The organism is Bradyrhizobium roseum (genome assembly GCF_030413175.1).
Taxonomy (GTDB): domain Bacteria; phylum Pseudomonadota; class Alphaproteobacteria; order Rhizobiales; family Xanthobacteraceae; genus Bradyrhizobium; species Bradyrhizobium roseum.
The window spans coordinates 740,329-753,738 of the sequence record NZ_CP129212.1 but is presented as its reverse complement, the minus strand read 5'-3'; the positions used below and the strand labels follow the sequence as shown (position 1 = coordinate 753,738).

Below are 13,410 nucleotides of genomic sequence, written 5' to 3'. Positions count from 1 at the left end.
AGGCTGATGGCGCTGGTGGGGCGCCGAAGCGGAACCGGACGAAAGCATGAATTCGCGCGTATCGTGGAGTGTTGACGGCATTGATCCCTCCGTCCGTGAAAGGGCCGAGGCGGCGGCACGCCGCGCCGGCATGACCTTGAACGACTGGCTCAATTCGACCGTCGGCGAGCCGGCCTCGCCCAGCTACGGCGCGTCTTCCGCGCCGCGGCAGATGCCTGACGTGGCCGACATTCACCAGCGGCTGGATTCGATCACCCGGCAGATCGAGCACATCTCACGGCCGGCGCGCGAAACCCGCAGCGAGCCGACGGTGGCCCGCCAGCTCAACGAGGCCATCTCGCGCCTCGACGCGCGACTGTCGCAGATCTCGAACCCCGCGCCGACCCGGCAGGCCCAGATGCAGGAAAAGCAGCGTCAGTCCGACGTTGTCGAGCGCGCCGCCGCCCAGGTCTACCGCCCCTCGCCGCCGCTCAGCCCGGGCTCGATGGATTTTTCGATCGCCGAAATCGTCGCCCGCCAGAACGAACTCGACGCTCCGCCGCAGCGCCAGGCGCCACGCCAATCGGCAACGGGTGCGGCGCAGGCCGCGCCGGCCGGTCCGGACTTTTCCTCGCTCGAGCGCCATCTGCTCAAGATCACCAGCCAGATCGAGGCGCTGCATCGTCCCGATCATTTGGAAGAATCGATCGCGGCGTTCCGCAGCGAACTCGCCGAGATCCGCCAGGCCATCACCGAGGCGGTGCCGCGCCGCGAAATCGAATCGCTCGAAAACGAAATCCGCTCGCTGTCCCGCCGTATCGACGAAAACAAGCAGCACGGCAGCGACGGCCAGACGTTGGCCGGCATCGAACGCGCGCTCGGCGAAATCCGCGAGGTGCTGCGCTCGCTGACGCCGGCCGAGCAGTTGGCCGGCTACGACGAGGCGATCCGCAATCTCGGCGCCAAGCTCGACCTGATCCTGCGTTCGAACGACGATCCGTCGACCGTGCACCAGCTCGAAAGCGCGATCGCAGCGTTGCGCGGCATCGTCTCCAACGTCGCCTCCAACGACGCGCTGGCCCGGCTCGCCCAGGACGTGCACACGCTGTCGGCCAAGGTCGATCAGCTTCCGCGCTTCGACGCTAACAGCGACGCCTGGAACATGATCGAGCAGCGCCTGACCGCGCTGACCGCGACCGTGGAATCAAGGCAGCCGCCGGCTGCCAGCGAACATTCCGAACTGCTGGAAAATGCGGTGCGCACGCTGTCCGAACGGCTCGACCGCATCCCGGCCGGCAGCGACAATGCGTCGGCGTTTGCCCATCTCGAGCAGCGGGTATCCTACCTGCTCGAGCGCCTGGAAGCTTCCGGCAACGACCGCTCTTCCGCCACGCCCGCCATCGATCTCGGGCGGGTCGAGGAAGGCCTGCACGACATCTTGCGTTCGCTGGAACGCCAGCACGCCAGCCTGGTCGCGCTCGCCGATTCCAACAATCGTCCTCCCGCCGACACCGGCCCGTCGATGGACCCCGGCATCGTCGATCTGGTGAAGCGCGAGTTGTCCGACATCCGCTTCAGCCAGACGGAAACCGACCGCCGCACGCAGGATTCGCTCGAGACCGTCAACAGCACGCTCGGCCACGTGGTCGACCGCCTGTCCACGATCGAAGGCGATCTGCGTACGGTTCGCACCGCGCCGCCGGTTGCGCCCCTGTCGTCGCCGCCGATCGAAGTGCGCGAGGAATTGCCCCGCCCGATGACGCCGCTGCAGACCTGGCCGCAGCAGTCGAAGCCGGAACTGCCGAACCCCGCGGCGCTGCAGTCCAGCGCGCACGAGCAATTTGCCGCCGCGCCGCGCGAGTTCCATGTCGCGGAGACGGCTGTGCCCGCCGCCCCGCCGGTGCCGCCGCGCGCGATCAGCGACATCCTGGAGCCGCATGCCGCCGCGCCGCGCGCCGCCATCGCGCCGGACCTGCCGCCGGATCATCCGCTCGAGCCGGGTACCCGGCCGCCGGTTCGGATGTCTTCGCCGTCAGAACGGATCGCGGCTTCCGAAAGCGCGATCAGCGAGATCGCCGCCGCGCCGAAAGAGCCGGTCAGTTCGTCGAGCTTCATTGCCGCCGCCCGCCGCGCCGCGCAGGCCGCCGCCGCCGCGCCGCCGCTCGAGAAGCCAGGACGCGCAAAACCCTCGAAGGACAAGGGCGGCGACAAGGCCAAGGCTAGCGAGAAGGCGGACGACAAGGTCCCCTCCACAATGTCGACCAAGATCCGCTCGCTGCTGATCGGCGCGAGCGTGGTCGTGATCGTGCTCGGCACGTTCAAGATGGCGATGACGCTGCTCGACACCGGCAGCGGGCTGCAACTGCCGATGATGGAACATCCCAGCGAACCGGCAGCTCCGGCGCGTGCTCCCGCGCCTGCGGAAAGCAGCGCTCCGGTCCTGCCTGCGGCGCCGACACTGCCGGCCGCGCCCCTGATGATGTCGCCGACGCCGGTCGAGAAGCAGTCGAACAATTCCTTCGCGCCGAACACGCTGGACAGCGCGCGGATCGCCGTCCCGCCGTCTTTGCCGACGTCCCCGCCGGCTCCGGCGCTACCGGTTTCCGCGCCGCCGGCTGCGACCAGCGACATCACCGGCGCGATCACGACCATGCCCGCCACCGGCGCCAGGCTGGCCATGATCGCGGTGCCGCCGAGCGAGCGGCTGCCCGATGGAATCGGCGGCCCGGCCTTGCGCACTGCCGCGCTGAAGGGCGACCCGGCTGCGGCTTACGAGATCGGCGTGCGCTTTGCCGAAGGCAAGGGCGTCGCCCCGGACCTCGACCAGGCCGCGAAATGGTACGACCGCGCGGCGCAGGCCGGCGTGGTGCCGGCGCTGTTCCGACTCGGCACCTTCTACGAGAAGGGCCTCAGCGTGAAGAAGGACGTCGACATCGCGCGACGCTACTACGCGCAGGCGGCCGAGCGCGGCAGCGCCAAGGCGATGCATAATCTCGCCGTGCTCGACGCCGACGGCGGCGGCAAGGGTGCCAACTACAAGAGCGCGTCGACCTGGTTCCGCAAGGCCGCCGACCGCGGCGTCGCCGACAGCCAGTTCAACCTCGGCATCCTCTATGCCCGCGGCATCGGCGTCGAACAGAACCTCGCCGAATCCTTCAAATGGTTCAGCCTCGCGGCGGCCCAAGGCGACGCGGATGCCGCGCGCAAGCGCGACGACGTCGCCAAACGCCTCGACGTCCAGTCGCTGGCGGCTGCACGGCTCGCGATTCAGACCTTCACGCCGGAGCCGCAGCCCGACGACGCCGTCAACGTCGCCTCGCCCGCCGGCGGCTGGGATTCGGCTCCCGCACCGGCCACCGGCAAGCCCGCGACCAAGCCGGCTGTAACCAAGCGCACCGCCGCCATTCATTAAGACGGCCGCGATGCCGCGGCCTGTTCAGGCAACCGCATCGCCGCCATATCCTCGGCCATAAATCCGTATAGTGCTGCCGGCCCGGCCCCATGCGGGCGGGACTGCAATGAGGACCGATTGTCGAGCGAGGATCGCCAGGAAGAAAACCGCTTTCGCAGGTCGCCCACCGGCCCCGCGGTCGCCGCGCCACGCACCCCCGCCAGTCAGACGTCCCCACCGCCGCCGCAACCGCAACCGCCCCGACACAAACGGCATTTCTGGTCGATCGCCATCTTCATCCTGATGGTCTCCGGCGTCTGCATTCGCGCCTATCGCGACCTGTCGCAGCCGGATGCCTGGGACTACTGGAAGGACCAGTACGTCTCGCCGAGCCTGGCCTCGCAGGTGATCGACACACTCAACCTCGATGCATCAGTCAAAGGCCGTCGCGCCCTGTTCGTCAGCGGGACGATCGGCCCCGCCGCCGCGAACTGGTTTCGCGACCGGCTGGACCAGGCCAATCTTGTTCCCGGCGACATCGTCCTGCTGGCCTCGCCCGGCGGCGATCTGGCCCAGGCCACGATCATGGGCGAGATCATCCGCCAGCGCGGGCTCGCAACCGCCGTCGGCAGCGCCGACGCCTCGGGCCGCGTCAAACCCGCCTATTGCGCCAGCGCCTGCGTGATGGTGTACGCCGGAGGCAAGACCCGCTTCGGCGTGCTGGGCTCGGCATTGGGCGTTCACAGGTTTGTCACAACGAGGCCCGTCGATGACCCCGTCGCGGAAGCGCAGCGGATTTCCGGCGCCGTGCTGGGCTACATGACCAAAATGGGGGTCTCATCCGCCATCGTCGAAGCGATGTCCGAGACCCGGGAAATTCGCTGGCTCAGCCCCAAACAGGCGCTGGCAATGAACCTCGTCACCGACCCGCTCGGAAATCCCTGAGCCCGCCGGCGGGCGACCTCGCTTTCCCGCATTTGTAACGGCGTTTCAACACCCTGACGACGCGAGCACACAGCAGGCAAAAATTTGCCTTGCCGGGCATTTTTAGTCCCTCACGCGGCCGAATTCAGTTATGCAGGGATGCGGGAACCGGCCCTGTGCACGCACTGCATGCGCGAACCGGCTCCCACTGCCGGCAGATACAACAGAAACCAAGCCGTGGACGGCCACCGGGCCGTCTCGTGCGGCAAAGCTTAAAAAAAGCAGACGCGCGTGCAGCTCTACCTCCCGATCGCCGACATTCCGGTCAATGTTTTCCTCATCCTGGCGATGGGCGCGGCGGTGGGGTTCGTGTCCGGCATGTTCGGGATCGGTGGCGGCTTTCTGATGACGCCGCTGCTGATCTTCGTCGGCATTGCGCCCGCGGTTGCGGTCGCCTCCGTCGCCAGCCACATCGCCGCTTCCTCGTTCTCCGGCGCGCTGTCCTACTGGCGACGGCGCGCCATCGATCCACTGCTGGCAGCGGTGCTGTTGACCGGCGGCACGATGGGCACGGCGCTGGGGGTATGGACCTTCACGCTGCTGCGCTCGCTGGGCCAGCTCGACCTGATGATCGCGACGTCCTACGTGATCCTGCTGACCACCGTCGGCGGCCTGATGTTCTGGGAAGGCTTGCGCGCGCTGCTGCGCGCCCGTCGCGGCGGGCCGGTCACCCTGCGCCGCCCCGGCAGCCATGTCTGGATCCACGGACTGCCGCTGAAGATGCGCTTCAAGCGCTCGAAGATCTATCTGTCCGTGATTCCCGTCGTGGTGATCGGCCTCATCATCGGCTTCATCGGCGCGGTGATGGGCATCGGCGGCGGCTTCATCCTGGTGCCGCTGTTGATCTACGTGCTGCGGGTGCCGACCTCGACCGTGATCGGCACCTCGATGGTCCTGACCCTGGTCACGATGGTGTTCGCCACCATGCTGCACGCCATCACCAACCATCTGGTCGATGCCGTGCTGGCGCTGATCCTGATGATCGGCGGCGTCACCGGCGCGCAGTTCGGCGCCCGCGCGGGTCAGAAGATCCGCGGCGAACATTTGCGGCTGCTGCTCGGCCTCCTGGTGCTCGCCGTCGGCGTCCGCTTTGCCGTCGAGCTGGTGCTGCGCCCGGAGGACCTCTTCACCATTCGCCAGACCGGGGTGACCGGATGACCCCGCGCCTCATCCTCCTCCTTGGATGGCTTGCGCTGGGCGCTACGCTCGCGGCCTCGCCCGCATGGGCCGAAAAGCTGATCGTGTCGGTGTCGAACCACCGCGTCACCGTGACGCCGAATTACTCCGGCGAGGAACTCGTCCTGTTCGGCTCGGTGGAAAAGGACGCCAACACGCCGGCCAATCGCACCTATGATCTCGTGGTGACGGTGGCCGGCCCGCGCGCCGACATGGTGACGCGCCGCAAGGAACGCAAGTTCGGGATCTGGATCAACACCGACTCCCGGCAATTCCTGAAAGTGCCGACCTATCTGGCGCTGTTCTCCAACCGGCCGTTCGACGCCATCGCGTCGCCCGAGGTGCAGCGGCGGCAGCAGCTTGGGTTGAACAACGTGCTGCTGACCCAGCGCGTCAGCGGCGATTACGCCGACGTGGTGCCCGACGATGTGTTCCGCAGCGCCTTCGTGCGGCTGCGCAAGCAGCATGGGCTGTATCGCGAGGAAACCTCGGCGGTGACCTTCCTGACGCCGACGCTGTTCCGCACCAGCATTCCGCTGCCCGCGGAAGTGCCGATCGGCCTCTATAACGTCGAGATCAAGCTGTTCACCGACGGCGCCCTGGTGGCCAAGACCGACACCGCGTTCGAGATCGTCAAGGTCGGCTTCGAGCAGTTCGTCGCCACCACGGCGCAGCAGCACGGTTTTGTCTACGGGCTGATCACCGCGGCCATGGCGCTGATGACGGGTTGGATGGCGTCGATCGTGTTCCGGAAGGATTGAGCGGCTCGCTCCGGCATCCCGTAATCATGCGCCGGGACGAAACACCGGCAATTCGATGTGCACGCGGGTGCCGCCGCCCGGCGCTGCCATCAGAGCGATCGTGCCGTCATGCGCCTCCACCAGGCTGCGCACGACGGCAAGCCCGAGCCCCGCACCGCCCGTGGCGCGGTTGCGCGAGGTCTCAAGGCGATTGAACGGCTCCAGCATGGCCTGACGCCGGTCGGCCGGAATCCCCGGCCCTTCGTCATCGACGGTCAGGACGATCATGTGATTGTTCAACTGTAGCCGCAGGCAGGCGACGCGACCGTATTTGATCGCGTTGTCGATGATGTTGGCGACGATGCGCCGCAATGCCAACCGGTCGCCGAGCACGATGACGTCGCGCGTCGCGTCGTCCGCCGACAATTCGACGCGCCCTCCCTGCGTGCGGCGGTCGTCGGCCTCGGTGCGCACCAACGCTGCAAAATCCACCATCTCCTGCGAGAGCTGTCCGGCGCCGACGCGGCTCGACAGCAGCGCGTCGTCGAGCAGGCGGATCATGTCGTCGATGTCGGCGACCGCGCGCTGCCGTTCGGCGGCGTCCTGGATTTTCTCGACGCGCAGCCGCAGCCGGGTCGCAAACGTCCGCACGTCATGGGCGATGCCGCCGATCAATGTCATGCGCGCACGCATCATTTCGCTCAGCCGCGTCTGCAGGCGATTGAATGCAGCGATGACCGCGCGAATCTCCGGCGCGCTGCGGCGCGCTTCGGGCAGCGGCGGCGGATCGGTGGAAAGGTCGACGCGATCGACGGCGGCCGCGAGTTGTGCCAGCGGTCGGGTTTCGCGCTGCATCACCAGCAAGGCCAGCAGCGCCACGACGGTGCCGAACAATCCGACGCCGAGACCAACCGGCAGGCCGAACGACGTCACGGGCAAGCGGGTCGTGGCGTCGACGACCAGCGTTTCGCCGGTACGCAACCCGATCCTGAACTCGACCGCGTTCGACATTGCGCGCGCCAGCCGCGGAAACCAGCGGTCGTGGGTCGCAGCCGTCGTTGGCCAAACTGTAACGTCGCGCCCGGGCAGCGCTGCGGAGTAGATATCGTCAAGCCGGGCCTGCTGAGGTCTCACGATGCGCGGCGGCAGCACTGCAGGAGCACCGGCAGCCTCGACGCGAACCACGAATTGCGGCGATGACACGGCCGCAAGGAACGTGCGGCGCATCGCCGGATCGGACCGCTCGACCATTTCCGCAATCGCCGCCAGCCGCCCCGGCGAAGGCCGCGCCGATTCGGTTTCCCGGACCGACGTCCGGTAGAACACCGCAATGATGATGATGCTGATCGCCGACAATGCCACGATCACGATCAGCGCAAGACGCGTGGCCAGCGTCACGCGCAGCATCACGACACCTGCTTCACGGATGGCGTGAACAGATAGCCGCCATTGCGCACGGTGGTGATCAACCCCGAGCCGGGGCTTGCGGCATCGAGCTTCTTGCGCAGGCGCGAGATCAGCATGTCGACGGTGCGGTCGAACGGTTCGGCGGAACGTCCGCGGGTCCAGTCGAGGATCTGGTCGCGCGTCAGCACGCGGCGTGGCCGCTGCACGAAGCAGCCCAACAGATCGAATTCAGCGCTGGTGAGCTGCAGGGAATCCTGACTGGAATCACCGAACTCGATGCTGCGCGCGTCGAGATCGATCACGAACTTGTCGAACGCGTAGCGCCGCACCGGCAGCTTGGCCGGCGCCGCCCTGGCGCGACGAAGAATAGCGCGGACCCGCGCCAGCAACTCGCGCGGCGCAAAAGGCTTGGCCAGATAATCGTCGGCGCCCATTTCCAGGCCGACCACGCGATCGATCTCGTCGCTCTTCGCCGTCAGCATCAGGATCGGGATATTGTCGTCCGCACGAAGCCGCCGGCAGATCGAAAGCCCGTCCTCGCCCGGCAGCATCAGGTCGAGCACCAGCAGATCCGGACGCAGCCGTTGCAGCACCGCGTCCATCGCCTTGCCGCTGTCGGCACACTCGACCTCGAATCCTTCCTGCTGCAGAAAATCGGCGAGCAGGCGGCGGATTTCGGGATCGTCTTCCACGATCAAAAGTGAAGCAGAGGGCGCGGTCATGGCCTTATTGTGGACATGGTCGCGCGCCGTGCAAGGCCCGAAGCGGCGTTGTTACACACTGTTACATCCGGTCGACAAAACGATACCAACCGTTTCTCCGCGGCAATATCCGGCTGACATGGCGCCCGCATGCTCCTCGCATGGCTACCGCAACGGCAGCCTTCATCCATCGAGGAGACCGCGACCATGAAGAAGCTCATCGCCATGTCCACGCTTGCCGGCGCCCTTTCGATCGCTGCCGTCGCCGACGCCAGCGCCTGGACCCGCTCCGGAACTGCGACCGGCCCGCGCGGAACGTCGAGTGTTCAGGCTTCGGGCGGCTGCGCCAACGGTAGCTGCACGCGCTCCGTGACCCGCACCGGCCCCTACGGCAACTCCTACACCCGTCAGGGCACCGTCACCCGCTACTGACGGCAGCAGCGATCGCCCGACGCTTGATTGCCTCGGGCGGTCGCGGCTCCCGCCACTGTCCCGGTCACTTACAGGAGATCATGATGCCCAGGTTTTCCATACCTTCGATTCCGGCTCTCACGCTGGCCGGTTCAGCTGTTATATCGGCCGCGTTCCCCGTGGCTTGTTCGGCGCAGGCGCAGCTGTCGCCGCAAATGCGCAGTGAAGCGAAGACGCTGATGCTGGTTTGTCGCAGCGATTACGACCGCCTGTGCGCGGGCGTGCAACCCGGCGGCGGGCGGATACTTGCCTGCCTGCACGAGCACTCGCACCAGCTCAGCGCCGCCTGCGGCCAGGCCATGCCGCGCGCAGATGCGCTCAGGAACAGCGCGGCAGCCGCCGGCGCGATACCGAAATAGCAGGGAGCCTGCAACCATGGAGCCGTTGTTCCCCGGCCCCGCCTTTCGCGGCCTGATCCTGCTGACGGCGCTGGGCTTCATGGCGCTGGAATACGGACTTGGCCGCCTCGTGCATCGCGAGACGCATGACTGGCGCGAAAGTGCCGCGACGCTCGGCGTCGCGGTGGTGCAGAATCTGGTTCGCCTTCTCGAGGCCGGCATCGTCGCGATCCCGTTCGCCTTCGTTTATCAGCACCGGCTGTTCGACTTCTCCGCGACGAGCCTACCTGCCATGCTCGGACTGTTTGTCGGCAGCGAGTTTCTCTATTACTGGCAGCATCGCGCCTCGCATCGGGTCCGCTGGATGTGGGCAACGCACCGGGTCCATCATTCGCCGACCAGGTTCAACCTGACGGCGGCGATCCGGCTCGGCTGGACCGGCAACATCTCCGGCAATTTTCTGTTCTTCCTGCCGCTGGTCTGGATCGGGTTTCATCCATTCGCCGTCGTCGCGATGCTCGGCATCAACCTGACCTATCAGTTCTTCATTCACACCGAACTGGCGCCGCGGCTGGGCCCGCTTGAATACGTCCTCAACACGCCGGCACACCATCGCGTGCATCACGCGTCGAACGAGCCCTGCCTCGACAAGAATTTTGGCGGTATCCTGGTCGTATTCGATCGGCTGTTCGGCACGTTTGCAGAGGCACCTGCGGGTGAGGCCCTGCGCTACGGACTGGTCGGCGGCAAGCGGTCCTTCAACCCGGTCCGGATCGCGCTTGGCGAATGGGTCGCGATGTTCCATGACGTCAGGAAGGCCGCAGGCGCACGGGCAAAGTTTCGCGCGATGTTCGGGCCGCCCGGCATCTGAGCCGCACCATTCGACAAGCGATCGTCAATGGCAGCGTGACGCCGAGATTGCGTGCAACCGGCTGTCGCCGAGCACGTGCGCCATCAGGCCGGCATTGCGGAAAATTCTGGCGAATGCCGCATCGCGGATGCTCAATCCTCCGGTGTAGGCCCCGAACGCCGGCATCACCGCGCGCTCGCCGTCGGAAGCAAAACATCGCCGTTCCATCGAACGGCCGCGGGTGGCGACCCGCGCCTTGGGGTGCAGATGGCCGGCGATCTCACCCGCGGCCCCGGTCGGCTCATGACGAAACACGATCGGGCCGATTGCGACCTCGCTCGCCACCGTACCGCCGAGATCGGGCGGCAGCGCCGGATCATGGTTGCCCGAGATCCAGATCCAGTCGCGCCGCATTTGCATGGCGGCAAGCATCTCGCGATTCGATGTCGACAGGCGCTCATGGGCGTCGCGATCGTGAAAACTGTCGCCGAGCGCGATCACCATGCGTGGGTCGTGCCGCGCAATAACCGCAGTGAGCCGGCTCAGCGTCGCGAGCGTGTCATAGGGCGGCAGCAGCACGCCGCGCCTGGCATAGCTCGATCCCTTTTCCAGATGCAGGTCGGAAACAATCAGCAGCCGCTGCGCCTGCCAGAACAGCGCGCCGGAGAGATCGGCGAGGAACGTGACGTCTGCGATCGTAACCTTTGAGGCGCGCACGTCTTGATCATCCCCCGAAGATTGCGCAACTGCGATCACGTTCTACCTGTCTATCTTGTCGCCTCTTTGACGAGCTCCTCGGCGGCTTCCGCCAGCAACTCATCCGCTGCTTCGCCATAAACTGACTCGCGGCCGATTTCCAGCATCACGGGGACGGCGAGCGGGGAAACGCGGTCGAGTTCCCGATGAACGATTCGCCCCTGGATGCGCGAGAGCATATCACCCAATCGCTTCAGGTCGAGCAACCCCGTCGCCGCATCGGCGCGCGCGGCGCGCAGCAGCACGTGATCGGGCTGGTGCTTGCGCAGGACATCGTAGATCAGATCGGTCGAAAAAAGCACCTGACGGCGGGATTTTTCCTCGCCGACGAAACGCCGCGCGATCAGACCCGCGATCACCGCGCAGGTGCGAAACGTGCGCTTCATCAGTGCTGATTCGGCGAGCCACGCTTCGAGATCGTCCCCGAGCATGTCGGGCTCGAACAGCGCATCGAAATCGAGCTTGCCCTGGCGGATCATGTGCGAGATGTCGCCGAGGCCCCAGACTGCAAGCGCATACTCGTTGGCGACAAAGCCGAGCGGCCGCACCCGTGCCCGCTCCAGCCGACGCGTCAGCAGCATGCCCAGCGTCTGGTGCGCCAGCCGTCCCTCGAAAGGATAGCAGACCAGATAATGCTTGTTGGCGCGCGGAAAGGTCTCGATCAAAAGCTCGCGCACCGCCGGAACGCGGGAAACGCTCTTTTGCAAGGACAGCCAGTCGCGCACCTGCTCGGGCAACGCGTCCCACTGGCGCCGGTCATCCAGCAATTTTCGAACGCGCTCGGCCAGATAGGTCGAGAGCGGAAACTTGCCGCCCATGTAAGACGGCACTTTCGCATCCTTGTCGTTGGCCCGCGAGACGTAGACCACGTCTTCCGCCAGCGCCTCGTAGCGCACGACCTCGCCGCCGAACACGAAGGTGTCGCTGAGCACGAGACCTTCGATGAAGGCTTCCTCGATCTCGCCGAGCATCCGTCCGCCGCGAGCGATCACGCCGGTCGAGCCCTTGCCGCCGCCGCGTCCGCGCACGAGACGGACTTTCATCATAACGTCCTCGACGATGGTGCCGACGTTGAGACGATAACTCTGCCGCACTTTTGGATTGGCGACGCGCCAGCGACCCTGCTTGTCCTGCTTGATGCGGGCGAAGCGTTCGTAGGTTTTTAGCGCGTAGCCACCGGTGGCGACGAAATCGACCACGTCGTCGAAGTCGGCTCGCGTCAGCGACGCATAGGGCGCCGCGGTCAGCACCTCCGCATGGAGCTCGTCGGACAGGAACGGCTCGCCGCAGGCGCAGCCGAGCACGTGCTGCGCCAGAACGTCGAGCGCGCCGGTCCGGAGCGGCGGTGTGTCCTGCGCATTCTCGGCGATCGCATCGATCGCGACGCGGCATTCCAGCACCTCGAAGCGATTGGCCGGGATCAACACCGCGCGCGACGGCTCGTCAAGCCGGTGGTTGGCGCGTCCGATCCGTTGCATCAGGCGCGAGGATCCCTTGGGCGCGCCGACATTGATGACGAGATCGATATCGCCCCAGTCGATGCCGAGGTCGAGCGAGGACGTGCAGACCACGCCGCGCAGTTTTCCCGCCGCCATCGCGTCCTCGACCTTGCGGCGCTGGGCGACGTCGAGCGAGCCGTGATGCAGCGCAATCGCGAGGCCGTCGTCGTTCATGCGCCAGAAATCCTGGAACAGCATTTCGGCCTGGCTACGGGTGTTGACGAAGATGAGCGTGGTCTTGTTGCGCTTGATCAGCTCGTACATTTCGCCCAGCGCATGGCGCGCGGTGTGCCCGGCCCATGGCAGGCGCTCCTTGGTGTCCAGCATCTCGACCACGGGCGCCGCCGCGCCACCGGCCAAGACGATATCGGCGGAGACGTGCCTGCCGTCGTGCTGCGGCACCAGGAACCGCGCCAGCGATTCCGGCTCGGCCACCGTCGCGGAGAGACCGATCGCGCGCATGTCGGGCGCCAGCCGCCACAGCCGCGCCAGCCCGAGCGATAACAGATCGCCGCGCTTGGAGGTCACCAGCGCATGCAACTCGTCGAGCACGATGCGTTTGAGCGAGGAGAACAGGAACGGCGCGTCATCCGACGACAGCAGCAGCGCCAGCTGCTCCGGCGTGGTGAGCATGATGTCCGGCGGATAGCGCCGCTGCCGCTGCCGTCGCGAGGCCGGCGTGTCGCCGGTGCGGGTCTCGACCTTGATCGGCAGGCCCATTTCGGCGATCGGCGTTTCCAGATTGCGCGCGATGTCGACCGCGAGCGCTTTCAGTGGCGAGATGTAGAGGGTGTGGAGGCCACCCGTGCGCTTCACGGTGCTGCCGGTGGAGATGAGGTTTTTCTCGGCCGCGCCCTTGGAGGCCGCGGAAAGCTCCACCAGCGTCGGCAAGAACCCGGCCAGCGTCTTGCCGGCGCCGGTCGGGGCAATCAGCAGCGCGGAGCGGTCGTTGCCGGCTTTTTCCAGCAGCGCCAACTGATGCTCGCGAGGCGACCAGCCGCGCGCGGCGAACCAGCGCCGAAAGCGGTCGGGCAAGAGCGCAGCCGTTTCAAGCGGCGTGAAGGGCAAGGGATCGGGCGACGGCACGGAGCAGAGGTAAGCCGTCAGGGTGGGTTCGT

At 66.6% G+C, this 13,410-nt stretch carries 11 protein-coding genes; 7 read left to right on the top strand and 4 right to left on the bottom strand.

Translation table 11 applies throughout. From position 1 onward, the window contains the following. Nucleotides 1–46 precede the first annotated feature (46 nt). The 4 genes from QUH67_RS03400 (at nt 47) to QUH67_RS03385 (ending at nt 6,291) form a co-directional block, all read left to right on the top strand. A complete protein-coding gene (locus QUH67_RS03400) occupies nt 47–3,391 on the top strand; it encodes a hypothetical protein (RefSeq protein WP_300945237.1) in 3,345 nt (1,114 codons plus the stop codon). A 117-nt stretch (nt 3,392–3,508) separates the two neighbouring features. Next, nucleotides 3,509–4,315: a COG3904 family protein gene (locus QUH67_RS03395; protein ID WP_300945236.1), complete on the top strand. Its 807-nt coding sequence runs from the start codon at nt 3,509–3,511 to the stop codon at nt 4,313–4,315. A gap of 270 nt (nt 4,316–4,585) precedes the next feature. Then, a complete protein-coding gene (locus QUH67_RS03390; RefSeq protein WP_300945235.1) occupies nt 4,586–5,512 on the top strand; it encodes a sulfite exporter TauE/SafE family protein in 927 nt (308 codons plus the stop codon). Next, the gene (locus tag QUH67_RS03385; RefSeq protein ID WP_300945234.1) at nt 5,509–6,291 is read left to right on the top strand and encodes a TIGR02186 family protein; all 783 of its coding nucleotides are present in this window, start codon (nt 5,509–5,511) and stop codon (nt 6,289–6,291) included. The genes QUH67_RS03390 and QUH67_RS03385 overlap by 4 nt, the downstream gene beginning before the upstream one ends. Nucleotides 6,292–6,315: 24 nt before the next feature. Here the strand turns inward: QUH67_RS03385 and QUH67_RS03380 are convergent, their stop codons facing one another. Together QUH67_RS03380 and QUH67_RS03375 are read right to left on the bottom strand one after the other, a co-directional pair. Then, nucleotides 6,316–7,677 carry a sensor histidine kinase gene (locus QUH67_RS03380; protein WP_300947926.1) on the bottom strand — a complete coding sequence of 454 codons (1,362 nt, stop codon included), beginning with the start codon at nt 7,675–7,677 and terminating at the stop codon, nt 6,316–6,318. Further along, on the bottom strand, nt 7,677–8,399 hold the full coding sequence (locus tag QUH67_RS03375) for a response regulator (protein WP_300945233.1): 723 nt from the start codon (nt 8,397–8,399) through the stop codon (nt 7,677–7,679). The genes QUH67_RS03380 and QUH67_RS03375 overlap by 1 nt, the downstream gene beginning before the upstream one ends. A gap of 186 nt (nt 8,400–8,585) precedes the next feature. Here QUH67_RS03375 and QUH67_RS03370 point away from each other — a divergent pair, with 186 nt between their 5' ends. From QUH67_RS03370 to QUH67_RS03360, 3 genes are all read left to right on the top strand, one after another. Continuing rightward, nucleotides 8,586–8,810, top strand: coding sequence for a hypothetical protein (locus QUH67_RS03370; RefSeq protein ID WP_300945232.1), 225 nt, complete (start codon nt 8,586–8,588; stop codon nt 8,808–8,810). Between the two features lie 194 nt (nt 8,811–9,004). Next, nucleotides 9,005–9,208, top strand: coding sequence for a cysteine rich repeat-containing protein (locus QUH67_RS03365; protein ID WP_300945231.1), 204 nt, complete (start codon nt 9,005–9,007; stop codon nt 9,206–9,208). Between the two features lie 16 nt (nt 9,209–9,224). After that, complete coding sequence (locus QUH67_RS03360; protein WP_300945230.1) at nt 9,225–10,058, top strand: sterol desaturase family protein; 834 nt, start codon at nt 9,225–9,227, stop codon at nt 10,056–10,058. Nucleotides 10,059–10,082: 24 nt separating this feature from the next. On the opposite strand, the gene pdeM is transcribed toward QUH67_RS03360, so the two are convergent. Next, nucleotides 10,083–10,754: a ligase-associated DNA damage response endonuclease PdeM gene (pdeM, locus tag QUH67_RS03355; protein ID WP_300945229.1), complete on the bottom strand. Its 672-nt coding sequence runs from the start codon at nt 10,752–10,754 to the stop codon at nt 10,083–10,085. A 50-nt stretch (nt 10,755–10,804) separates the two neighbouring features. Then, nucleotides 10,805–13,378 carry a ligase-associated DNA damage response DEXH box helicase gene (locus tag QUH67_RS03350; protein ID WP_407080403.1) on the bottom strand — a complete coding sequence of 858 codons (2,574 nt, stop codon included), beginning with the start codon at nt 13,376–13,378 and terminating at the stop codon, nt 10,805–10,807. Between the last annotated feature and the right edge of the window lie 32 nt (nt 13,379–13,410).